This is a genomic window from Paractinoplanes ferrugineus (genome assembly GCF_016862195.1).
GTDB classification, from domain to species: Bacteria; Actinomycetota; Actinomycetes; order Mycobacteriales; family Micromonosporaceae; genus Actinoplanes; species Actinoplanes ferrugineus.
The window spans coordinates 21,477-42,853 of the sequence record NZ_BOMM01000001.1 but is presented as its reverse complement, the minus strand read 5'-3'; the positions used below and the strand labels follow the sequence as shown (position 1 = coordinate 42,853).

The window sequence follows — 21,377 nt, the reverse complement described above, 5'->3', positions numbered from 1 at the left end:
GAATAAGACAGACCAGGCCCGGACCGTACGATCCGAGCCTGGTCTGCGCCGTTTCGCCTTACTGGGTGATGCGAAGGTCGTCGATGAACCCGCGGTAGGACCCGGTGTTGGGCGCCTGGTCGTAACCCACGTCGACCTTGACGATGCGCTTGCCGTTGGCCACCGAGCCGACCGGCACGACGATCTGCGTCCACGTGTCGAGCGGCAGCTTCCCGCACTGCTTAGCCGGGTGCAGGATGTTGCCGCGCTGGTCCTTGACGTCCGTGTCACGCAGCGAGATCGTGCTCGTCCCGCCGACCTTGTCCTCGAGGATCATGTCGACCGCGACGCATGAACTGTTGTTGCCGGTGACCGTGCTCCACTGGGTCTTGCTCTGCGGGTAGATCCAGTAGGACAGCTTGGTCGCGGCGGTCACGTATGTGTCGGTGAGGGCGAAACCCTTCATGTACGCGTACGACGCGGTGGCGCTGTTGTCCTTGCCGGAGTAGAGCAGCACGTTCGACCCGGTGCGCCCGGTGGTCGCGCCGTACTTGAGCTCCGGCCCGGTGACCGAGGAGACGATCGGCCCGACGTTCGCCGCGTTGCCCGCCGGCTTGGCGTCCGCGTCGACCGTGTTGTTCCAGGTCAACGGGGTGTCGCCGGGCTCCGCCGAGGTGCGCAGCTTGGGCGCGCTCTCCAGGTCGGTGAACTTCACCTCGTCGATGTAACCGCGGTAGCCACCGGTGTTGACCGCCTGGTCGTAACCGACGTTGATGCGGGTGACGGTGCGACCGGCCGCGACCGCGCCGAGATCCACCACCACGTCGTTCCAGGTGTCGAGGGTCAGCTTGTTGCACTGCCCGCCCGGGTGCATCAGGTTGCCGCGCTGGTCCTTGGCGCCCGAGTCACGCAGCGTGCTGCCGTCCGAGAAGACCAGGTCGATGCCCACGCACGTACTGTTGTTGCCGCTGATCCCGGCAAACGTGGCGGCGCTCAGCGGCTGGATCTTGTAGGACAGCTTGGTGGTCGGCCGGACCGAGACCTTGCTCAGCCCGTACGCCTGCAGGTAGGCGAACGACCGGGTCGTGCTGTTGTCCATGCCGGAGTAGAGAAGGACGTTCGTCCCGCCCAGCGCCCGCGGCACGTTCCGTACGCCCAGCTCCGGCACGGTCACCGAGCTGACGATGCCGCCGATGTTGGCGATGCCGCCGTTGCCCGCGGTGTTCTCCCAGTTCGGCCGGGGGTCGGTGGTCTCGAAGCTGGTGTTGAAGTCCAGCCGGCGATCCGCCGCCCGCGCCTCGTCCTGGCCCTTGAGCAGGAAGGTCTGCAGCGCGACAAGGGTGTTGGTGCTCAGCGCCGTGTTGGCGGCGGCGAGCAGCTTGGGCAGGAACCCGTCGTGCTGCGCCTCGTCCCGGATGACGATCGCCCGGGCGCGGTAGCCGGCCAGTTCCCGGGCGGCGGCCGCGTCCTCGTCCCGTTTGTTGGCGGCGGCGCCGCCGGTGAAGATGAAGTCGCTCAGCGCCTGCGCCAGGTCGGCGTCCGGCGCGTTCAGCGCCACCTGGGAGGCCAGCTGCACCTCGGGGCCCTTGGCGTTGTTGTGGACGAACAGCACATACTGCCGGTTGGGCGCGTTCACCAGTTCCTCGGTCACCCCCAGCAGGAGCAGCTGCAGCAGCGACCGCTTGGCGTTGACGAGCTGCCGGGCCCGCAGCTGGGCGGCCAGCTCCTCGTCGGCGTCCGCGATCGCCTCCCGCATGTCCTGGTCCGCGGCGGCGGCCGCCCCGACGTTCAGGAACGCGTCCCAGTCGTCCTGGTCGGTGCCGTCGGCGATGGCGTCCCGCGCCGCCGTCCAGACGTGGCTGCCGGCCGTGGCCCGCTGCCACACGCTGAAGATGAAGTCGCGGTCGGCCTTCTCGATGAGAGCCGTCTCCGACGGGTCCAGCCCGACAGTCACCGCCACCGAACGCCGCCGAGCCTTGGCCGCCTCCTCGGTGATCTTCGCCTGGGCGTCGTCCTTGGCCGCCACGAAGATCCCGGTCACGATGAACTCGTAGGCGGCGCGAGCCTCATCCGACCCGTACGCCCGAAGTGCCTCGGCCTTGACGTAGGCCCCCGCCTCGGTGCGCTCCCAGATCGCGAAGACGAACTGCTGGTCGTTGAGCACGAGCATGTCGATGCCCGGGTTGACGCCGATCGCGCCGGCCGCCTTGACCTTGTCCTCGTCGGTGGCGAGGTTCGTCGGATCGGCGAGCAGAGCGGTGCCGGCCTTGTTGGCCGCCCGCAGAGCTTTGGCGGACGACGACGCGGACGGCGATGGTTGCGGCGCCGCACTGGCCCCAGCGGGCACAGCAAGGACACCGATGACGAGCCCGGCCGCGAGCAGCCCGGCTTGCACCGTTCTTGGTGACATATTTAATTTCCCCCGTGACAAGGCAGAGCCCGGCCTGTCGCACGACCGATCGCCGCCCAGAGTGGACCCTTACGGTCGCCAGCCCAGCCTGCGCCGGGTAGCGACGGTCGCAAATATAGAGGAAACAATCGCTCCGCGTGACCCCGTCACGCCGCCCGCGAGCGCCCCGCCAGGCGGAGCCCCTCTCCCAAGCGGGCCTGATCCGGTCCCGGCCGCGAGAGATCTGGCACGTGACCGTCCGCCTGTACCGCAACGAACTTCGGCGGAATGGGCGGTGGGCAGACAAGCCGAAACGTTCGAAAATCGGACTTTCAAACGGTGCGAGCTAACTGGGTATTACCCAGAGAGGGCCCATGATGCGGGGTCAGGAAAAACCAACAGTACGGCAGCGGCCCAATGGTGATCATGTCGTCGGCGACATGGATCGAGCCGAGCGTCTCTACGCGGCCGGCACCCCGCCGATGCACGGTTTCTCGGCGAAGCACCCGATCTCGTCGAAGGTATCGAAGATCAAGATCGGCGATTCGCTCATTGTGCTCAGGAGAGACAAGGTCTGGGTCGCGAGCAACAACGACGGCGAGATTGGGACGTTGAGGTGGACGCCGGCCACTGATGGCAAGGCGCACGCAGTGACCAGCGACATCATTCGGCTGCCTGCAACCGGGACTCTTCATGTGTGCCAGGTCGTGCAACACCTAGGAAGCGTGAAGGACATCATGGGCTATGTCGTACCGACCAATATCGAACCGACAGGATGACGCCCTTCCGTGTAAGGAATGATCGTGACGGATTGACCTGCACCTGCACCGTTGCTGAGCTGCTGTAACGGTCCACGACGTTCCATGCCCGTCCATCGCTGCGACACGTTCCCGGGTGTCCCGGGCCGGGGCAGAGGTGCAGCGAGCCGTGGCGACTCCTGTTGGGTTCCGATCGCCAGGGGACTGACTCCGCACGGGCTACGGCACTCGCACAAAACGATGATGGAAGAGATCGGCGTACCGAAGAAGTTGCAGGACGACCGCATGGGCCACGCGGACGGCTCGGTTCAGGCCCGCTACTCACACATCACCGCAGCTATGCGGCAACGGCTGATGGACGACCTGACCGGTCAATGGGAGACAGCTCTCCGTGCCCGAAAGATCATGTCGTCAGGCTCGCCAGTTCGGGCACTCGACCTGCTGTTGCGGGCGGTCTAGCGCACCATCCCAGCAAGATCTTCTCCCAAATTTTCTCCCAAACGACAGGGAGAAGCAGTCAGGGCCGGTCTCCCTCAACGGGAGACCGGCCCTGAACTGGTATTTCGTTGGTCGGGGTAGCCGGATTTGAACCGACGGCCTCTTCGTCCCGAATTGGGATCATGACCGGTCGGCATCCTGCGCTCCATCCAAAAGCCCAGCTCGCGACGTTGACGCGCGTCGGGATGAGCAGGCCTGTGGGGGGTCACCTTTTCAAGGTCCACTCCCCGATCACTCCCAAGAGGGAGCTGGACGGACTGGCCGATGAGTAGGCTGCCTGACTCGTCACCCAGCTAGAGTCGCTGATCTCGACGACGGAGGAGCGCATGGATACAACCAACGGGAGCACCGATCCGGAGTACCTGTTACGGATCGAACGACTCTCGCATGCCATCGTCGAGGAGGCCGCGCGGGAAGGATGGCTGGCCTTCGACTCCGCGAAGGGAGTCGGCGCGACGCCGCTTCAGTCTGCCGTCAACGAACTTGCACGCCACCTTCGATTCGTTCACTTCCGAGGCGACGGCTGCGTGGAACATTGAGGCACTGCAAGGGCGCCATAGCGTCAAAGATCGTAGGCCGTCTGGCGATATTTGATCGTGGGGTCACCAACCTGGTGTGCGTGTCCGCTTGTGCCCGCTGAGGGCCCGAGGAGGAGGCTGCTACTGGCGCGGACGACGACCTCCTGATCCGTAGATTTGCGCCGTCGTGTTCCAGCGGTCCGGATCCGTTCGGATCATGCGGTCAACCAGGGCCGTAGCGTTCGATCTTGTACATACCGGTCCGCGCCAGATCAGCCTGGTGGCTCCCTGCCGCGACCATCATCGCGGTCGACCGAGGGCTCGGGCCCCAAATCTCACGGGTAGACGGCGAGCCTAAGGCTGCCGCTGGATGATGCCTGTGGCGAACCAGGTCACCAAAGTGCCGGCGAGATGCACTGCGGCGCGGGCTTGCTCGACCGTCTCCCACACTGTGGGACGCTGTCCTCCATGCCGCGACGTCTGCCCCTTCCAAAGCACATCCATCATCGCGATCACACTTTCGATGCCAGCGGAGGTGCCGGGCTGCCCTACGCCCGCCGTGAAACGATACGGCAGTTTTCGCAGCTCACCAAGCATGGTGCCAAGGGTCGCCTTAGTATTGCTGGGCTCCACGACTGAGTGCGCTGCGGCTTCGACGGCTTTGATTGCGTCGCTGTACGCCCGGGGAGCATCCGGGTGCAGAGCACTTGTCGCGGTCCAAGCTGAACGGAGGAAGTCTGCAGCCGAGCCCGATGCGGGCATCTGATCAAGCGCGTTACACGCATCATCAAGCGCTAGTGCACTTGCGGGGTCTGTGCGGCGTACTAGACGACGCCCGTCCTTCGAGATGGTGTAGATCAGTCTGGCGTCGTTGAGGTGCTGTTGCAGGTTCTTGCGGTGGTCGGGCTTTATCGCTGACATCGCTGCGACGATGCGAAGCGGCATCGAGTCGGTAGCCTTTGGCGCAGGCGAGCGAGCAGGGAGCAAGTCAAGGTACGCATCGACCAGATCAAGTAGGGCGCGGTCCGGCGCAACGCTGGCCAAGGAATGAGAAACCCGGGTGCGGCGGTCGCGGAAAGTGGGCGGGTCGCTGTCCTCGTCGTACGGCCCAGGCTCCCAGTCCACCCGGAGGCCCAGCCGCACAGGTACGCGCTCAAGGTCTGATCTGTCTACGTCATGACCGGCACGGAAGAGCCACTCCCGTAGCCCAGTGGCCAAGGCCGGGGACACCTTTTCGTACCACTGCTCGTTCCCGCTTTGACGAGCAGACAGCGGCTGCCACAGTTCAAACGTCGACACAGGAAGACGGTAGCGCTCCGGATCGACGCGACGCTACGGAGATGCCGCGTGCCCCTGGTGCCCACGCGGCCCGACCGCTGCCGCCACATGACCCAGTGCCCTTGCCGCCATCCCGTCCGCCGTCGACCCACGCCCTGTGGAGTGGGCCTGGCCCAGGGCGCCAAGGTGGAGCGCCCTACTGGACGTACGACCTTGGCGCCCTGGGCCAGGTCTGCTCGGCTTCGCCTGGGTGGACGGTGGACGGGATGGCGCACCATCCCAGAAGCCAGAAGCGCCCCCGCCGGAGGTGAGGACTGGGTCCAGCGCAGCCAGACAGCCTTGGCCGGTGCGCCGGCCGATGCCGGCCGGAGGCCGCCAGCAGGCCGAGCGCGTCCGGCCGCGCCGCGCTTGCGCGGCGCCTTGATTCAGAAGAGATCAATTCGGCAGTAATCCGCGGAAACAACCAGGCAGATAGGCCCGATGGAGCGGCTGGAATCCTGACCGCCGCCGTAGACACGCCAAGGCTACGGACACGCGGTCCGCTGGCAGGTTTGCCCGACCGGGCAGAGTTCGCACCGCCGAAAGTACGGTACCGTGTCGTCCGCATCGACAAAGATCGCTGCCCACAACGGCTGCTTCGAGCGATTTGTCCAGGCCTAGGTGTTGACTCTCCGGAGCGAAAAGGGCACCGTCGGTCGCAGATCAGGGCTGCGTATCCGAGGCGGGGGGTTTACAGTTGGCTAAAGTGACGCGCCGACCGATCTGTGAAGGGGAGTGCTACGTGATCGAGTGCGCGGTTCGAGCCGACGGCGTCACCTCGCCTGCAGCAGCCTTCCTAGATCATCTTAGTCAAGGCACCTGGATCGAAGATCCAGACTTCGGGGACGACTTCCCAGACGACGCGCAGATCAGCGACTACGACAAATTGCTGACATTCTTTCGAATGCTAGCTGATGAAGGTGAACCGCCCTACACTGGCGCGGTTAACGACCTCGACGATGGGATCTGGGAATTTAAGCTGGGAGCTAAGCGCTTATCGTTCTTCGACACTCCAGGTGATGGGACCTTTAACCCTAAGCCGAGACCTGATAGTGCAGGCAAGGCGAGTCGCGGTAGATATTACTGGTTTCCCGATTTTGATGAATACGTTCGTCTTGGACATGCGTTTCCGAAGACTGGCCAACGCACGACGGACGACGATCTAGACATGACGCTCATCGTTCGAGAGGAGGATATCGAGCATGACAAGCGATAACCCGACCGTCTCCTTCTACGAGGAGCGAGCCTCAACACCCCAAGGACGTCTGGGGCTGGCGGCCGCAGCAGCTGCCGCTGGTATCACGCGCCTGCTACACGCGGCAAAAGCCGCGTCCGGCTTAACCTCGAAAGAGGTAGCGGCGGAGTTGGGCGTGACTGAGGGTCGTGTATCTCAAGTATTTTCAGGAGACGGAAACCTACATATCGCCACGATTGCTCGTTTCGTTCGCGCAATGGGCTACGAATTGACGATCGGCGCTGTGCCTGCAGAAAAAAATCGACCGCCACTAGATCTCCGAGGCCGGCGTTCCCGAAGAAGGGCAGCCGAGCAGGCCGAGAAGACCTTCGAGGTTTTCGTTCAGACCTTCTTGACCCATGAGGGTCCCGTGACAGTTCCCATGGTGGTAGCTGCCGATGACATCCTCCGTACGACGCCGCACGGAGCTCCCTCACAGGTCGCACGCGTAAGTGTCTCGCGGACGGGTCATGTTAGGCGCCTTCCGACATCACCTCGTTCAGATAGTTGGACGACGGGAGCGGTTGAACTCACCGGTTCGGTCGAAGCAAACCGTACGGCTTCGTGAGAATACGATGACAGATACCGTAAGCACACTTGTTGACCAGTTAGCGCTGGAAACGCTATTCCTAGATGAATGCCAAGTGGTTCGTGGGGACGCAGATGATGCCACTCCGGGCAAGGTTGATCAGAGCATCGAGGTTGAGTTCTCACTCCAAGAAGCTTTTGTCTTCACCGTCCGTACTAGCTTCAAATTCCTGAATTCAAATGGTGCACTGGTTGCCCAGATCGACGCTAGCTTTGTAGCTTCATTTTCGCACGGTGGCGAAGAACCTGAGCAAGAGGAGATAGAGAAGTATGCAAAAGGTCCTCTCCTCCTTACAGTCGTGCCATTCATACGCGAGTTTTTAGCATCGACGACGAACCGTCTTGCCCTTCCACCGTTCTACCTGCCACTGTTTGCACATCGTGGGGCTGTTCTTCGCGCTCGGGCCCAAAGCGGTGGGGCATAAAGCACCAAAGGTACGGCCATTCTTTGCGGTAGCGATAGCCTTGGCTGAGATTCCCACGGCCAAGGCGTTATTGCTTTCGCAGTGACCAGTCGGCGTCGCCGTCTTTGACGGTGGCGTCGTTGTACTGGGTGGTGTTGGGTTTGGGCCAGGTGCCGGCGGGGAAGCTGGTGGGGTCGACTGCTTCGCCGTGCAGGGTGATCATGGCTGCGGCTGGGCGCCAAGAAACAGGGCGAGCGTTGAGGTTGCGGTGACGATAATTCCGGTGTTAACGCTGGCTTCTTCGAGGACGATCGCGGCGCCGGCCCAGGAGAAGACGGCGGAGCCAAATGCGGCGATGGCGGCGACTGTCGCGGCGATGAGTTTGGCGAGGACGCCGGCGAGGACTATGTAGAACCCCAGCCCGGCCGCGGCGCAACCCAGTAGGTAGCCGGTGGTGTTACCGGCTATGGAGCCGATGCGGGCGGCGGACGTGGATTGGGCGCCGGCGGCAGCGAGGTAGGCGTCTCGGGCGGTGCCGGACCAGTGGGTGTCGTCGACGATGAGGCTCTGGGTTGTCAGGTCGGTGGATACGCCGTTGGCTTTGCCCTTGATGTCCATCCAGCGGTAGGAGTCGATGAACATCCAGATGGGTGCGGTGGCTCCCTTGAGCAGGTCGCGGATCCACCGGAGGATGCTGGTGCCGACCTCGACGGTTTCCTTGGCGATCCAGTTGATCGCTTCGGCTGCTGGTGGGGTGATCCACCAGTGGTTGGTGGGGGAGTGTGCGGCGGGGCCGACCTCGGCGAGTTTGGCTTCGAGGGTCGTCGTGCCGTTTTCGAGCTCGCGGATCACTGCCTCGTACTGCGCTTGACTGAACATCGCTGGGCTTCTTCCGTCAGTAGATGTTCTTGATCCGGTGCATGGCGGCTTTGTCCTCGGCGTCGTAGGTGTCTGCGACGGTCCGCAGCGTCTGACCGATCTGCGTCATCGCGGTGGCACCTTCCTTGGTGCGCGCGGCGACGGCGTTGATGACGTCGTTGTAGGGGCCGACCAGCAGTTGGAACAGTCCGGCTTCGAGCCGGCCAAATTCCATGTCAGTCGCCCTCGTGCTGACGTTCGCTATGGTCGCGCTCTGGGTGTCCCACTCGCCGGCTTCGCTGCGCAGCGCGTTGGTCGCGACCGCGACTTCCTGTGGGCTGGGCTGTGTCATCAGTCCTCGCTTTCGGGCGTCGGCTGGCGGGTCAGAGCGGACAACGTGGCAAGAGCATCGCCCAGCACGCCGTCCAGATCTGCTCCGGATTGGGTAGTGGCGGCGGCGCGCTCAGCGGCGGCGCGGACCAGGGCGGCGGATACGGCCGCGGTGATTGCGGCGCCCTCGTAGCGGGCTGCCCATCGTGGGTCGATGGTGCATCCGGTCAGGCCGCCCAAGCCGAGCTGGACGCTGACGTGCGCTCCGTCGTCGGTTCCCGTGTACTCGGTGGGTTCGGTGGCTGGTGATCGTTGAACCTGCTGCAACGTGACGAGGACTCGTTCGGCAAGCTCGGTGGCCTCGGCTACCTGGCCGTGCGGTAGACGTTCGGCGTCCTCGCTGTCGGGTCTCTCGGCGCGGTGTTGCTGTCGATTTTGCCCTAGGTCTGCGGTCCAGGCGGCAACGGCTCGTTGTACTGCATCGTTCTTGGCTTCGGTCACCGCCGCCGCAAGTTCGTCCGGCTCGCGGAGTCGTCGCCAGCGGTCCAGGATCTGGATCTGCGTGGGCAGACCATCGGCGCCGATAGTGACTTTTACGCAACCTGTCGAGTCGGTGCCTTGCGACGGAGGCGGGGTGGCGTTCGCAACGGCCCGCGCGATCTGCCCGATGTGCTCGACGTGGCGTTGGAGCTCTAGCAGCCCTGGAGGGAACCTTGGGGTGCATCGCTCAGCCCTTCGTCCTGGTCGGCACGCGCAGGGCAGCTCGCGCGATCAACGCGACGAACAACGCGGCGTGGGCCAGCAGGAACGCGAAAATGATGGTGGTGCTCCCGCCTGTCAGGAAGAATAGGGCCATCAATGCGATGACACCTGCACCGGCGGAAACCACGACCGCCACGATGACCCGAACCGTGCCGGAGGTGCCGATCTGGGCAGCCACCGCGCCAGCGAGTGTGACGACGGCGAGCGCCACGGCCACCGCGATCGTGCCTCACCCCGACCATGCGCCTTCAGTTCCTCTCCCAACTGACAGAGCTGTGGGGAGCTGCGTTGGACGAGCGGCTCGCTATGGCGTCGCATTCGCCGGTCGTAGTCCTGGACCGGCTCCTGGAAGCTCGCCGCAAGGAGGTCGGGGAGTGAGTTTGCAAGATCCACTCCCAGATCACTCCCAGACGCGAGCCGGGGAACAAATCAGGGCCGGTCCCCCTTGCGGAGAACCAGCCCTGAGCTGGTGTTTCTAGTGGTCGGGGTAGCCGGATTTGAACCGACGGCCTCTTCGTCCCGAACGAAGCGCGCTACCAAGCTGCGCCATACCCCGAGCTGCCAGGAAATAGTATCCGACGCCGACGCGATCGGCGAAATCGGTATCCCCCTTACGGCAAAACCGCAGGTCAGCGCGGTATCAGTGTCAGCACCGAGGCCTCCGGGCGGCAGGCGAACCGGATCGGGGCGGTCGGGTGGGTGCCGAGGCCGGCCGAGACGTGCAGCCAGGTGTCCGAGCCCGGCCACCGGTGCAGTCCGCGCGCCATCGCGGTGGGCAGGTCGCAGTTGGTGGTCAGGGCCCCGTAGAACGGCACACAGACCTGACCGCCGTGCGTGTGGCCGGCCAGCAGCAGCCCGAACCCGTCCGCGGCCATCGCGTCGAGCACCCGCGTCGCCGGCGTGTGGGTCACGCCGATGTGCAGGTCGGCGCCGGTCGAGATCGGGCCCGCCACCGACTCGTAGTCGTCCCGCTCCACGTGTGGATCGTCGACCCCGACCAGCTCGATCGAGCGCCCGCCGGCCTTCAGGACCGTACGCGCGTTGTTCAGGTCGGCCCAGCCGGCCTCCACGAACGCCGACCGCAGGTCCTCCGTCGGCAGGTCGACGCCCTGCACGTACTCCCGCTCGACCGGCAGGACATATCGCAACGGATTACCCCAGACCGGACCCTGGTAGTCGTTCGACCCGAAAACGAACGCCCCGGGCACCGACAGGAACGGGTCGAGCGCCCGCAGCACGCCCGGCACCGAGTCCGGGTCGGCCATGTTGTCGCCGGTAACGACCACCAGATCGGGGTCGGCACCGATCAGCGAGGCCACCCACGCCTGCTTGCGCGCCTGCGAGGGCATCATGTGCAGGTCGGAGATGTGCAGGATGCGCAGTGGCTCCGCGTCCGGTTCGAGCACCGGCACATCGAAGCGCCGCAGCGTGAACATGTTCCGCTCGATGAGCGACGAGTAGGCGAAGGTGGCGGCCCCGGCCGCGGTGACTCCGGCGGCCAGACCGATAAAGGAGCGCTTGCGCATGACGGCAAGAGTAGTTTCTCCGTCCATGGGAACGCTGAAAGACCGCCTGAACGATGACCTGCACACCGCGATGAAGGCCCGCGACGAACTGACCACCGCCACGCTCCGGATGACGCTGGCCGCGGTCCGCAACGCCGAGGTGGCCGGCAGTGCGGCCCGCGCGCTCTCCGACAACGAGGTGCTGGCCGTGCTCACCAAGGAGTCGAAGAAGCGGCGCGAGGCAGCCACCGCGTTCGCCGACGCGGGCCGGTCGGAGCAGGCGTCCAAGGAGCGTTCCGAAGGCGAGATCATCGACCGCTACCTGCCCAAACCGCTCACCGACGCGGAGATCTCGGAGCTCGTCGCGGAGGCATTGGCGGCCGGCAACTTCGTCGGAAAGGCCCAGCTGGGCCCGGCCATGAAGGCCGCCCAGGCGGCCATCGCCGGCCGCGCGGAAGGCGGTCGAGTGGCGGCTGAGGTGCGCAAACAGCTGGGCATCTGAATCGTACGCGCGTGCGTCGTCGCCAACCGCAGCCGTGGTTGCCCGCTGGCGCACGCGTGAAAAGCAGGCAGTTCTCAAGTGCCGCCGGAAGCAACCGATGTGCTCCCCAGGACTACCCCTGGAGAGCACATGAACTGCGTCAACTGTGGCTCGACCCAACCATGGCCGACCCCCTATTGCGGCACGTGCGGCCAGCGGGCGTCCTCCCTGCCGCCCCCACCCCCGTCCGCACTCCCGGCCACAGCTCCACCCTCACCTCCGCCGCCTCCTCCGTGGCCCCCCATCCAGCCCGGCCCGCCCGCGCCCGCCGCCACCCCCGCCGCGCTCGCCGACACCCCGGCCGCGCCCGCCGCCACCTCGGCCCCGCCCACTGGCACCCCGGCCGCGCCCACCCCGGCCCAGCCTGTCGGCGTCTTCGGCACCGCCCGCCCCTATGGCATCCCCGGCGGCCACCCGTTCGGCACCGCCCCCATGCCGCTCTCGGTCACCCCGCTGTACCCCCCGCTCAGCGAGATGTCGCTTGGCGGCCTACCCCCATTCCCCCTCCCAACCGCCCTCCTTGAGCACGCCGGCGACCCCCCGATCGCCACCGCACCCCTTGCTCCCCCACTGAACCAAGCGCCCCCCAGCCCTCCACCCCACGAGCCTGCGCCCCAAGGGCTCGCCCCCGACCAGGAGCCGGCGCGTCCCCCCATCGCCGAACCCGCATACCCCCTAGCCAGCGAACCCGCGCCCGCATCCCCCCTGATGGACGAGCCCGCGCCCACCTACCCCCAGGCGGATGAGCCCGCACTCGACCACGAGCCGGCATACCCCTCGACCCACGAGCCTGGGCCCCACTACGACTCGGCCGACGAGCCGACGCTCGACTACGAGCTGGCATACGACACGACCGAAGAGCCACCGCCCAGCCACGAACCAGCCGACGAGCCCGCGCTCGACTACCAGCTGGCATACGACACGACCGAAGAGCCGGCACTCGACTACGAGCTGGCATACGACCCGAACGACGACTTGGCGCTCGGCTACGACCCGAACGACGAACCCCCGCTCGACTACGAGCTGGCATACGACCCGACCTACGAACTGGCGATGGGGGAAGAACCCCCGTACCCGCAAGACGGCGAGTCAGGGTTCGATCACGATCCGGTATATCCGCCGTCGAGTTGGCTGTCGTTCGGCACGGCTCCGGTGTCTCCGTCGCCGGGGGGTGTCCCCTATGCGTCCGAACCGATGGCGCCGGCCTCGGGCGACTTCGTGCCGACGGGCGGGGCGATGGACAGGACGATGGACAGGACGGCGGGCGGGCCGGCGGGCGGGCCGGTGCTGCTTGACGGGCCGGAGCCGATGGTCCCGGCCTATGAACAGGTCGGCGGGGGTGTGGCGCTGGCCGTGGATCCGTTTGCCGACCAGCAGACGCTCGAGTTTCCGGCGGTCTCGGTGGCCGTGGCCGAGATGGCCGCTCTCACCGACCTGGCCGCGCCCACCGAGCTTGCCCCGTACACCGGACCGACCAGCCTGCCGGAACAAGCCGCTCTGACCGAGCTGGCCCCACCTGTCGAAAAAGAGGCCCAGCAAACCAGCGAAGCCGAGCTGGCGGCGGAATCACTTCAGCTGGCGGCAACAGCACAAAAAAGCGGCCGTAATGACAAAAGAGACGTCTTAAGCGTCGCGACATTCATCCTGGCCGCGGTGGCGATCCTGTTCTTCCCGATCGGGGCGGCCGCGGTCGCCTGCGGTTTCCTGGCGGGGCGCCGGGCTGAGCAGCTCGGTTCGATTGCGGTCAACGTGGCGGCGGCCTGCACTGTATTCGGGGTTGCGTTGTACGCACTGTCCTGAATGTGCGGAGACCCGGGGACGGCTTTACGCCGTACACCCGGGTCTGTGGAATGGGAGATCTAAAGGGCGAGTTGCGGTCGCACCGGAACCGAAGCCACCGCCGGTCCGACCGTGCGGCCCGGCAGTTGTTGCTGCGGCACGGCGTAGGGGCCGAGCATGGTTTCGACCGCGGGCGCGATGGCGGGGCGGCCGTTCAGTTGGATCAGGCGTGCCGCTCGGGCCAAGGAGCCGGTCTCGCCGTCGCGGAAGCCTTCCCGATATCCCTTTTCGTAGCGTTCGCCGCGGCCCAGAGCACGGCCTAAGGCGAAGCAGGACGAGCCGGCGAGTGCGATGAGGAAGAACAATGCGAAGGGTGTCACGGAATGTTCCTTCCGAGTAATTAGCACCATTTAGGCGAAAAGTACCCCAAAAGGATCTCCGATGTAGTAGACCGCGAATCAAGTACGCGGACGGGTGATCATCGGTGCTCGACCAGCGCCGTGAGCAGGCGCGATGGCACTTCTTCGGGATCGGTCGGCCGACACAGATGGTAGCCCTGGCCATAGCCGCAGCCCAGCCCGCGCAACGCCAGCAACTGGGCCGCGTTCTCGATGCCCTCGGCCACCGTACGCAGGCCGAGGATCTGCGCGAGCTCGACGATCGTGCGCACCAGCGCCAGGTCCTCACCGGTCAGCTCGGCCCGCGCGATGAAGGCCCGATCGATCTTCAGCTCGTCGACCGGCAGCTCACGCAGATAGGCGAGCGACGAGTAACCGGTGCCGAAGTCGTCGATGGACAGCTGGACACCCAGACTCCGCAGGGTGTGCAGGGCGGCCTTACCGAGGTCGGGCTCACTCATCAGCACCGACTCGGTCAGTTCCAGGGTCACCGCGCTGGACGGCAGACCGGCGATGGCCAGCGCACGCATGACGTTGTCGGCGAAGCGCGGGTGCACCAGTTGGTGGCCCGAGACGTTGACGTTCAGACCCAGGTCGGGGAACTCGCGCCGCCACGCGGCCACCTGGCGGGCGCTGGTCTCGAGCGCCCATTGACCGATCTCGACGATCAGGCCGAACTCCTCGGCCATCGGGATGAAGTCGACGGGCGACACGAGACCGCGGGTCGGGCTGTGCCAGCGGATCAGCGCCTCGACCCCGGCCGGCACCCCGTCGGCGAGCCGGACCAGAGGTTGGTACTGCAGGCGGAACTCGCCCTCGCGCAGCGCTCGTTGCAGGTCACCGCGCAGGCTGAGGTGGTCGAGCGCCTCGGCGTGCATGTACGGCTCGTAGACCAGCACCCGGCCCGGGCCGTCCTTCTTGGCGCGGTACATCGCGACGTCCGCGTTGTGCAGCAGGGCCTCGGACTTCTCCGCGGATTCCCGGGACACCGCGACGCCGACGCTGGCACCGATGAAGATCTCCCGACCGGCCACCCGGAACGGTTCCTTGATCGCGGCCACGATCCGGTCACCGACGATGGTGGCGGCCTCCTTCGGGGAGTCGTGCAGGATCGCGGCGAACTCGTCCCCGCCGAGTCGGGCGGTGGTGTCGGACGCCCGTACGCAACCTCGCAGCCGTCTCGCGACCAGCGCGAGCAGTTGGTCTCCGGCCTCGTGGCCGAGGCTGTCGTTCACCGCCTTGAAGCGGTCCAGATCGATGAAGAGCACACTCGTCGGGTCGGTCGAGATGACCCGGGAAGCCAGTACGCGGTTGAGGATCTTGAGGAACAGGGCCCGGTTGGGCAGGCCGGTGACCGGGTCGTGGTGCGCCTCGCGGACCGCCTCGACGGTGCGGGCGTCGGTCAACGCGAGACTCACCTGCTGAGCGAACGCGTCGAGCTGGTCGCGCTCCTCGGCGTGTTGCTCGGTGCCGCCGGGCAGGTGCGCGACCAGGCAGCCGGCCATCTCGCCGGTGACCCGAACCGGGGTCGCGATGAGGGTCCCGGTCTCGTCCGGCTGGATCAGCACCGTGCCGGAGGTCATCGCCGCCCGCGCGGTGGCCTCCGGAAACAGCTCGCCGCCGCAGTTGGAGGCGATGGTGAGCCGCCGGTCCGGGCCGCCCTCGGCGAGCAGCAGCGCCACCGTCGCGCCGGCCAGCAGCTCGGACGCGCCGCCGGTGACCGCGTCCAGGATCTCCGGCAGCGGGCGCCGGGCCGAGATCGCCCGCTGGATCGTGAGCAACGACTCGACCAGCCGCTGCCGGGTCTGCGCGGAAGAGGCCTGCCGTTCCTTCTCCGCCCGCAGATGCCGCTCGGCCGACAGCACCCGGATGCTTCGCAGGGCCAGACCGAGCACCTGGGCCATGCCGAGCAGCAACTGCCGTTCCTCGGCCCGGAACGGCCGGCCCTGCCGGGCCACGATCAGCGCGTCCGCGTCGCCGCTGCCCAGCGGGCTCGGCACGGCATGCAACTCGCCGATGCCGGCGACGTCGAGCAGGTTCTCGCCGGCGGCCACCCCCAGCAGCCGGGCCTGCGGAACGTCCGGCCCGAAGCCGTACGCGCCGAGGACCTTGCCGTCGCGTACGACCGCACCCACCTCGGCCTCGACCATCTCGGTGGCCAGCTCGACCGCGCCGGAGATCGCGTCCCGCTCGTCCTCGGCGGCGTTGACCGCGGTGAAGAACTCGGTGAGCAAACGCGTCCAGGGCATCGTCACGCCAGGGCGAGGGTGACAAGGGTGAGGTGATGCAGGCCACTCGCGCCGCGCACCCGGGCGATCTCGCCGGACGTGTAGAAGCCGGCGAACGGCGCACCCTTGAGCGCGTCCCGCATCACCGCCATCTCCTCGTCCACCCCGCCGTCCATCAGGCCCGCCCGCCGACCGGCGCAGTCGAACGCGATGACGCCGAGCGGGCTGAGTCCGTCGAGCCGGGCCAGCGCCTCGGTGCACGACCAGGTGGCGCCGTCGAGCAGCGCCTGCCGGTCGGCTTCCATGAGCCAGACCAGCGCGCCGTGCGGCACGTCGGCGGTGCCCCATACCGAGCGGGCCTCGTCGTCGCCGGCGTGGATCACCCGGATGTCCTCGCCGTTGCGCCGGGACAGTCCGAGCGGCTGCAGCGACCGGCCCAGGTCGAAGAACTCGTCGGCGGTCCCGGTGAAGTTGTTGCGGCGCAGCAGGACGTCCAGGGCCGGCTCGCCGTCGAGCTCGAAGATGTGCGCGCCGTGGCTCTTCGAGACGATCATCGGCGGTTCCTTGCGGCGCCACCCGTGCGCGACCCCGATGCCGATCGGCCCGTCCGAGCCGAGCGCCAGGCCGACCACCGAGTTGGTGAGCACCTCGTCGCCGTGGAACTGGTAGGTGCGCTCGAACTTCCGGTCGTCCGCGCCGAAGCCGCCGACCAGCGGAACGGTCGCGCCGACACTCGAATAGGCGCCCCGGACGATGTCGTGCGGATGCCCGGTCAGCCCGTCGCAGAGCAGGATCAGCACCTTGTGGTCGTCGTGCAGGCCGCGCAGCGACTCGGCCGCCGCCGCGCCGGCCGCGCGCGGATCCGACTCGTGGATGTGCGCCGCCCGGGTGTGCACGGTGAAGCCGTCCCCGCCGAGCGCCGCCACCGCGACCCCGCCCACGGTCAGCCCGGCGTTGCCGATCTCGCCCATCGTGCTGCTGCCGACGATCGCCGCGTCCGGGCCGGCCTGCTCACGCACGCCGGCGAGCAACGCCGGCAGGTCATGGGCGACCGAACAGAAGACCAAGACCGCTTTGGGCGTACGGCCACCGATCGCCTCCGCCGTGGCCTCGGCACCGGCCTTGGCGGAATCCGCGGCACTGCTCTGCCCGGCGCCGAACCAACGGTGCGGGATGCTCTGCATAACCCTCCAGTCGGCACCATTTGTCGGTTGCTGAGTGGTTGCGTGTGGGGTGCTGTCATCCGTCCCCGAGCGGCCTGACAGGCTTGTTACTTGTGACTTCCTCTGAAGACCTCGCCCGGCAGGTCCGCGACGTCAGCCGGCTCACCGGCGAGTTCGTTCTGCGTTCCGGCCGCACCGCCACGGAGTATTTCGACAAGTACCAGTTCGAGGCCGACCCGGAACTGCTCGACCGGTTGGCCGAGCGGATGGCGGTGCTGATTCCGGAGGGCACCGAGGTGCTGGCGGGACTGGAGATGGGCGGCATCGCGGTGGTGACCGCGCTGGCCCGGCACGCGAAGCTGCCGACCGCCTTCGTGCGCAAGGAGGCCAAGAAGTACGGCACGGCCCGGCTCGCCGAGGGTGCCGAGGTGGCCGGCCGCCGAGTGCTGGTGGTCGAGGACGTGGTGACCTCCGGCGGCCAGGTCGTCATCTCCACAGGTGAGCTGCGCAAACTCGGCGCGCACGTGGACCACGCGCTGTGCGTGATCGACCGTCAGGAGGGCGGCTCCGAGGCGCTGTCGGCCGAGGGCATCCAGCTGCGCGCCCTGCTGACCCGCGAAGACCTGAGCTGATCGCGGCCGGTCCGGCTAGCTGTTCCGTGCGTGCGGGGCGACCCCGAGTTCGCGGTCGTCCCGCCCCGCGGTGCTCACTTCTTCTCCGCGGCGATCAGCTCGGCGATCTGCAGGGTGTTGAGGGCCGCGCCCTTGCGTCGGTTGTCGCCGGTCACGAACAGGTCCAGGGCCCGGGGGTCGTCCATCGCCCGGCGGATGCGGCCCACCCATGACGGGTCGGTGCCGACCGCGTCGATGGGCATCGGGAACTCGCCCGCCTCCGGGTCGTCGACCAGGATCACGCCCGGGGCGCCGCGCAGGGCCTGGCGAGCGCCGTCGGCGGTGACCTCGGACGCGAAGACGGCGTGCACGGCGATCGAGTGGCCGGTGACCACCGGGACCCGTACGCACGTGGCCGAGACCTTCAGCGCCGGCAGCCCCAGGATCTTGCGCGACTCGTTGCGCAGCTTGAGCTCCTCGGAGGACCAGCCGAGCGGCTCGGGGAGGCCGGACCAGGGCACGACGTTGAGCGCGAGCGGTGCCGGGAACGGACCGAGGTCGTCGCCGACCGCCTGCCGAACGTTGCCCGGCCGGGAGCCGAGCAGCCGGTCGCCGGCCACCTTGCTGAGCTGGTCGTGCAGGGTGTCCACGCCGACCTGACCGGCGCCCGAGGCGGCCTGGTAGGAGGCGAGGACCAACTCGCGCAGGCCGTACTCCCGGTGGAGCGGCCCGATCGCCATGATCATCGCCAGCACCGTGCAGTTGGCGTTGGCGACGATGTCGCGTGGGCGGTGGCGCAGTGCTTCCTGGTTGACCTCGGGGACCACCAGCGGGACGTCCGGCTCCATCCGGAACGCGGCCGAGTTGTCGACCACGGTCACGCCGCGCGAGGTGGCGATCGGCGCCCACTCCAGCGACACGTCGTCGGGCACGTCGAACATGGCCACGTCGACGCCGTCGAAGGCCTGCGGCGTCAGCTCCCGCACCGTGAGCTGCTCGCCCCGGCAGCTCAGCACCTTGCCGGCCGAGCGGGCGGAGGCGAGCAGCCGGATCTCCCCCCAGACGTTGCGCCGGGAGGAGAGCAACTCGAGCATGACGGTGCCGACGGAGCCGGTTGCTCCGACGACGGCGAGCGTCGGCTGCGCCATCGAGGACTTACCGGCCGGTTCCGCCGTAGACCACGGCTTCCTCGGTGCCACCGAGCTCGAACTGGTCGTGCACGGCGCGAACGGCGGTGTCGAGATCGGTGTCGCGGCAGACGACCGAGACCCGGATCTCCGAGGTGGAGATCATCTCGATGTTGACGCCGGCCTCACCGATGCAGGCGAAGAAGGAGGCGGCGACGCCCGGGTGCGAGCGCATGCCCGCGCCGATCAGCGAGACCTTGCCGACGTGGTCGTCGAAGAGCAGGCTCTTGAACTTGATCTTTTCCTTGATCTTGTCGAGGGCGGCCATCGCGGTCGCGCCGTCCGCCTTCGGCAGGGTGAAGGAGATGTCGGTGCGGCCGGTGCCCTCGGTCGAGATGTTCTGCACGATCATGTCGATGTTGATCTCGGCCTGGGCCACCGTGTTGAAGATGTGGCCGGCGGAACCGGGCTCGTCGGGCACCCCGACGATGGTGATCTTGGCCTCGCTCCGCTCGTGGGCGACCCCGGTGATCAGCGCTTGTTCCACAGAAGGGTCCTCCATCGATCCGGTGACCATGGTGCCGGGCTTGTTGGAATACGAAGAGCGTACGTGGATCGGCACCTTGAAGCGGCGGGCGTACTCGACGCATCGCAACATCAGCACCTTCGCCCCGCCGGCGGCGAGCTCGAGCATCTCCTCGTAGGTGATCTGCTTGATGTGCTGCGCGTTCGGCACGATCCGCGGGTCGGCGGTGAAGACCCCGTCGACGTCGGTGTAGATCTCGCAGACGTCCGCGTGCAGGGCCGCCGCCAGCGCGACCGCCGTGGTGTCCGAACCGCCGCGGCCAAGCGTGGTGATGTCCTTGGTGTCCTGCGAGACGCCCTGGAAACCGGCCACGATGCAGATCGCGCCCTCGTCCAGCGCCGAGCGCAACCGGCCCGGGGTGACGTCGATGATCCGCGCCTTGCCGTGCACCGAGGTGGTCAGCACGCCGGCCTGCGAGCCGGTGTAGGACCGCGCCTCGTAGCCCAGGTTGTGGATCGCCATCGCGAGCAGCGCCATCGAGATCCGCTCACCGGCGGTCAGCAGCATGTCGAGCTCGCGTCCCGGGGGCAGCGGGCTGACCTGGTTGGCCAGGTCGAGCAGCTCGTCGGTGGTGTCGCCCATCGCGGACACCACGACGACCACGTCGTCGCCGGCCTTGCGGGCGGCCACGATGCGCTCCGCCACCCGCTTGATGCGCTCGGCGGTCGCCACGGAGGAACCGCCGTACTTCTGCACCACCAGTGCCACGGGTAACCAATCCTTCGGCTTCTTCAAAACGCCCGGTCAGGGCAATCCGCCACCACAGTAGTCGCGCCGGAGCCGGAGGCCGACAGCTGATCCCAGAATTCGGCCACGCGACACGCCAGACACGCGAGACGGCCGGTTCGGCACTTGGAGGCGAGAATGTCTCGGTGCGCCCTTGCTCCCGCCTTCTGTCCGCCCTTGCCCTGATCATGCTGGGCTGCGTCGCGGCCTGCGGTGGGACGCCCAAGGCGACCCCGACCCAGTCGGCCTCGCCGACCCTGGCCGACGACCCCGCCCTGGACGCGCGGGTCGATCTGGCCGGCAAGGCCGCGGCGGCGCAGGACAAGGCGTACGCCGCGCTCTACTCGCTCGACGACGACAGCGGCGGCCGGCAGCACAACGTCGTCGCCACCATCGCCGCCGACGGCACCTGGCGGGTGGACGTGAGCAAGGCGATGCTCGGCGGCACCACCGACGTGTCGATCGTCTCCACCGCCGCCGGGGTCTACCAGTGCACCGTCTCCTCGCCCAGCAACCCGATCACGCCCGGCTGCGTGAAGGTCGCGGCGGCCGGCAAACGGGTGCCGAAGGACAACTCCCCGCAGGTCGAGCGACTGTTCCGGCAGTGGCTGCCGGTCTTCCGTGACCGGCAGTCGCCGCTCTCGGTCACCGAGGTGAAGCCACTCGCCGGGGCGCAGGGCACCTGCTACTCGGTCGACTCGATCGCCGCCTCCATCCAGGCGCCGGTCGACATCGGCATCTACTGCTACGCCACCGACGGGGTGCTGACCGCCGCCCGGGTCGGCTTCGGCGTGCTCAAACTGGTCAGTCAGGTGGTCGGGCCGGCCACTGTGCAGCTGCCCGGCCCGGAGACGACGGGGCCGGCCATGGGCCTCGACAACCTGCCGCCGACGGTCGGGCCACCGGCCGGCCCGCTGCCCTCCGCCTGACCCCGGCGTTCCCACGATCCGGGCGTTGAGTTAGCGACCTCCGGGTTGATCACGTAGGGTGATTTCGACATGTGGCAGGCACTCCTTCTCCTTCGCTGCCGCGACGAGGCTTGATCCCAGGCCGGCACCTCGTCGCGGAGTTGACGCGC

At 67.3% G+C, this 21,377-nt stretch carries 22 protein-coding genes, 1 tRNA gene and 1 pseudogene; 10 read left to right on the top strand and 14 right to left on the bottom strand.

All coding sequences use genetic code 11. The features are described 5' to 3' along the window. Positions 1 to 58 precede the first annotated feature (58 nt). On the bottom strand, positions 59 to 2,389 hold the full coding sequence (locus Afe05nite_RS00205) for an alpha-mannosidase (protein ID WP_203814845.1): 2,331 nt from the start codon (positions 2,387 to 2,389) through the stop codon (positions 59 to 61). 353 nt (positions 2,390 to 2,742) lie between these two features. On the opposite strand from Afe05nite_RS00205, the gene Afe05nite_RS00200 reads away from it, so the two are divergent. The 3 genes and pseudogenes from Afe05nite_RS00200 to Afe05nite_RS00190 all read left to right on the top strand — a co-directional run bounded on the left by Afe05nite_RS00200 (position 2,743) and on the right by Afe05nite_RS00190 (position 4,163). Then, positions 2,743 to 3,147 carry a hypothetical protein gene (locus tag Afe05nite_RS00200; RefSeq protein WP_203814844.1) on the top strand — a complete coding sequence of 135 codons (405 nt, stop codon included), beginning with the start codon at positions 2,743 to 2,745 and terminating at the stop codon, positions 3,145 to 3,147. A 102-nt stretch (positions 3,148 to 3,249) separates the two neighbouring features. Beyond that, a pseudogene (locus Afe05nite_RS00195) lies at positions 3,250 to 3,585 on the top strand (LacI family transcriptional regulator); the annotation flags it as partial. A gap of 365 nt (positions 3,586 to 3,950) precedes the next feature. Further along, on the top strand, positions 3,951 to 4,163 hold the full coding sequence (locus tag Afe05nite_RS00190; protein WP_203814842.1) for a hypothetical protein: 213 nt from the start codon (positions 3,951 to 3,953) through the stop codon (positions 4,161 to 4,163). 333 nt (positions 4,164 to 4,496) lie between these two features. On the opposite strand, the gene Afe05nite_RS00185 is transcribed toward Afe05nite_RS00190, so the two are convergent. Continuing rightward, entirely contained in the window at positions 4,497 to 5,441 is a 945-nt protein-coding gene (locus tag Afe05nite_RS00185) for a hypothetical protein (RefSeq protein WP_203814841.1), read from the bottom strand. A 760-nt stretch (positions 5,442 to 6,201) separates the two neighbouring features. Here Afe05nite_RS00185 and Afe05nite_RS00180 point away from each other — a divergent pair. From Afe05nite_RS00180 to Afe05nite_RS00170, 3 genes are read left to right on the top strand one after another with little or no spacing between them, the layout of a single operon-like run. Then, complete coding sequence (locus Afe05nite_RS00180) at positions 6,202 to 6,675, top strand: hypothetical protein (protein ID WP_203814840.1); 474 nt, start codon at positions 6,202 to 6,204, stop codon at positions 6,673 to 6,675. After that, positions 6,662 to 7,261, top strand: a complete 600-nt coding sequence (locus tag Afe05nite_RS44885; protein ID WP_203814839.1) for a helix-turn-helix domain-containing protein — start codon at positions 6,662 to 6,664, stop codon at positions 7,259 to 7,261. The genes Afe05nite_RS00180 and Afe05nite_RS44885 overlap by 14 nt, the downstream gene beginning before the upstream one ends. Positions 7,262 to 7,268: 7 nt before the next feature. Beyond that, positions 7,269 to 7,706 carry a hypothetical protein gene (locus Afe05nite_RS00170; RefSeq protein ID WP_203814838.1) on the top strand — a complete coding sequence of 146 codons (438 nt, stop codon included), beginning with the start codon at positions 7,269 to 7,271 and terminating at the stop codon, positions 7,704 to 7,706. A 67-nt stretch (positions 7,707 to 7,773) separates the two neighbouring features. On the opposite strand, the gene Afe05nite_RS44430 is transcribed toward Afe05nite_RS00170, so the two are convergent. The 7 genes from Afe05nite_RS44430 to Afe05nite_RS00140 form a co-directional block, all read right to left on the bottom strand. Continuing rightward, positions 7,774 to 7,908, bottom strand: coding sequence for a hypothetical protein (locus tag Afe05nite_RS44430; RefSeq protein ID WP_275407431.1), 135 nt, complete (start codon positions 7,906 to 7,908; stop codon positions 7,774 to 7,776). Then, positions 7,905 to 8,564 (bottom strand): hypothetical protein, encoded by a 660-nt coding sequence (locus Afe05nite_RS00165; protein ID WP_239117437.1) that lies wholly within the window; start codon positions 8,562 to 8,564, stop codon positions 7,905 to 7,907. Before Afe05nite_RS00165 ends, Afe05nite_RS44430 begins: the two co-directional genes overlap by 4 nt. Positions 8,565 to 8,580: 16 nt before the next feature. Next, a complete protein-coding gene (locus Afe05nite_RS00160) occupies positions 8,581 to 8,895 on the bottom strand; it encodes a hypothetical protein (RefSeq protein ID WP_203814837.1) in 315 nt (104 codons plus the stop codon). After that, positions 8,895 to 9,533 carry a YbaB/EbfC family nucleoid-associated protein gene (locus Afe05nite_RS00155; protein WP_498371337.1) on the bottom strand — a complete coding sequence of 213 codons (639 nt, stop codon included), beginning with the start codon at positions 9,531 to 9,533 and terminating at the stop codon, positions 8,895 to 8,897. Before Afe05nite_RS00155 ends, Afe05nite_RS00160 begins: the two co-directional genes overlap by 1 nt. Before the next feature lie 67 nt (positions 9,534 to 9,600). Continuing rightward, entirely contained in the window at positions 9,601 to 9,846 is a 246-nt protein-coding gene (locus tag Afe05nite_RS00150; RefSeq protein WP_203814835.1) for a hypothetical protein, read from the bottom strand. Between the two features lie 268 nt (positions 9,847 to 10,114). Further along, positions 10,115 to 10,191: transfer RNA gene (locus Afe05nite_RS00145), tRNA-Pro, on the bottom strand. A 73-nt stretch (positions 10,192 to 10,264) separates the two neighbouring features. After that, on the bottom strand, positions 10,265 to 11,161 hold the full coding sequence (locus tag Afe05nite_RS00140; RefSeq protein ID WP_203814834.1) for a metallophosphoesterase: 897 nt from the start codon (positions 11,159 to 11,161) through the stop codon (positions 10,265 to 10,267). A gap of 25 nt (positions 11,162 to 11,186) precedes the next feature. Here Afe05nite_RS00140 and Afe05nite_RS00135 point away from each other — a divergent pair, with 25 nt between their 5' ends. Both Afe05nite_RS00135 and Afe05nite_RS00130 read left to right on the top strand, forming a co-directional pair. Continuing rightward, on the top strand, positions 11,187 to 11,642 hold the full coding sequence (locus Afe05nite_RS00135) for a GatB/YqeY domain-containing protein (RefSeq protein WP_203814833.1): 456 nt from the start codon (positions 11,187 to 11,189) through the stop codon (positions 11,640 to 11,642). Positions 11,643 to 12,389: 747 nt separating this feature from the next. Continuing rightward, positions 12,390 to 13,481 carry a DUF4190 domain-containing protein gene (locus Afe05nite_RS00130; RefSeq protein WP_203814832.1) on the top strand — a complete coding sequence of 364 codons (1,092 nt, stop codon included), beginning with the start codon at positions 12,390 to 12,392 and terminating at the stop codon, positions 13,479 to 13,481. Between the two features lie 59 nt (positions 13,482 to 13,540). Here Afe05nite_RS00130 and Afe05nite_RS00125 read toward each other — a convergent pair whose 3' ends face one another. The 3 genes from Afe05nite_RS00125 to Afe05nite_RS00115 form a co-directional block, all read right to left on the bottom strand. Further along, a complete protein-coding gene (locus Afe05nite_RS00125) occupies positions 13,541 to 13,840 on the bottom strand; it encodes a hypothetical protein (protein ID WP_203814831.1) in 300 nt (99 codons plus the stop codon). 98 nt (positions 13,841 to 13,938) lie between these two features. After that, complete coding sequence (locus tag Afe05nite_RS00120) at positions 13,939 to 16,107, bottom strand: putative bifunctional diguanylate cyclase/phosphodiesterase (protein WP_203815216.1); 2,169 nt, start codon at positions 16,105 to 16,107, stop codon at positions 13,939 to 13,941. Between the two features lie 2 nt (positions 16,108 to 16,109). Beyond that, a complete protein-coding gene (locus Afe05nite_RS00115; protein WP_203814830.1) occupies positions 16,110 to 17,270 on the bottom strand; it encodes an FIST signal transduction protein in 1,161 nt (386 codons plus the stop codon). A gap of 92 nt (positions 17,271 to 17,362) precedes the next feature. On the opposite strand from Afe05nite_RS00115, the gene pyrE reads away from it, so the two are divergent. Continuing rightward, positions 17,363 to 17,881 (top strand): orotate phosphoribosyltransferase, encoded by a 519-nt coding sequence (gene pyrE, locus Afe05nite_RS00110; RefSeq protein WP_203814829.1) that lies wholly within the window; start codon positions 17,363 to 17,365, stop codon positions 17,879 to 17,881. Positions 17,882 to 17,955: 74 nt separating this feature from the next. On the opposite strand, the gene Afe05nite_RS00105 is transcribed toward pyrE, so the two are convergent. Both Afe05nite_RS00105 and Afe05nite_RS00100 read right to left on the bottom strand, forming a co-directional pair. After that, positions 17,956 to 19,008, bottom strand: coding sequence for an aspartate-semialdehyde dehydrogenase (locus Afe05nite_RS00105; protein ID WP_203814828.1), 1,053 nt, complete (start codon positions 19,006 to 19,008; stop codon positions 17,956 to 17,958). Between the two features lie 7 nt (positions 19,009 to 19,015). Then, complete coding sequence (locus Afe05nite_RS00100; RefSeq protein ID WP_203814827.1) at positions 19,016 to 20,281, bottom strand: aspartate kinase; 1,266 nt, start codon at positions 20,279 to 20,281, stop codon at positions 19,016 to 19,018. A gap of 164 nt (positions 20,282 to 20,445) precedes the next feature. Here Afe05nite_RS00100 and Afe05nite_RS00095 point away from each other — a divergent pair, with 164 nt between their 5' ends. After that, a complete protein-coding gene (locus Afe05nite_RS00095) occupies positions 20,446 to 21,228 on the top strand; it encodes a hypothetical protein (RefSeq protein WP_239117436.1) in 783 nt (260 codons plus the stop codon). Positions 21,229 to 21,377 lie beyond the last annotated feature (149 nt).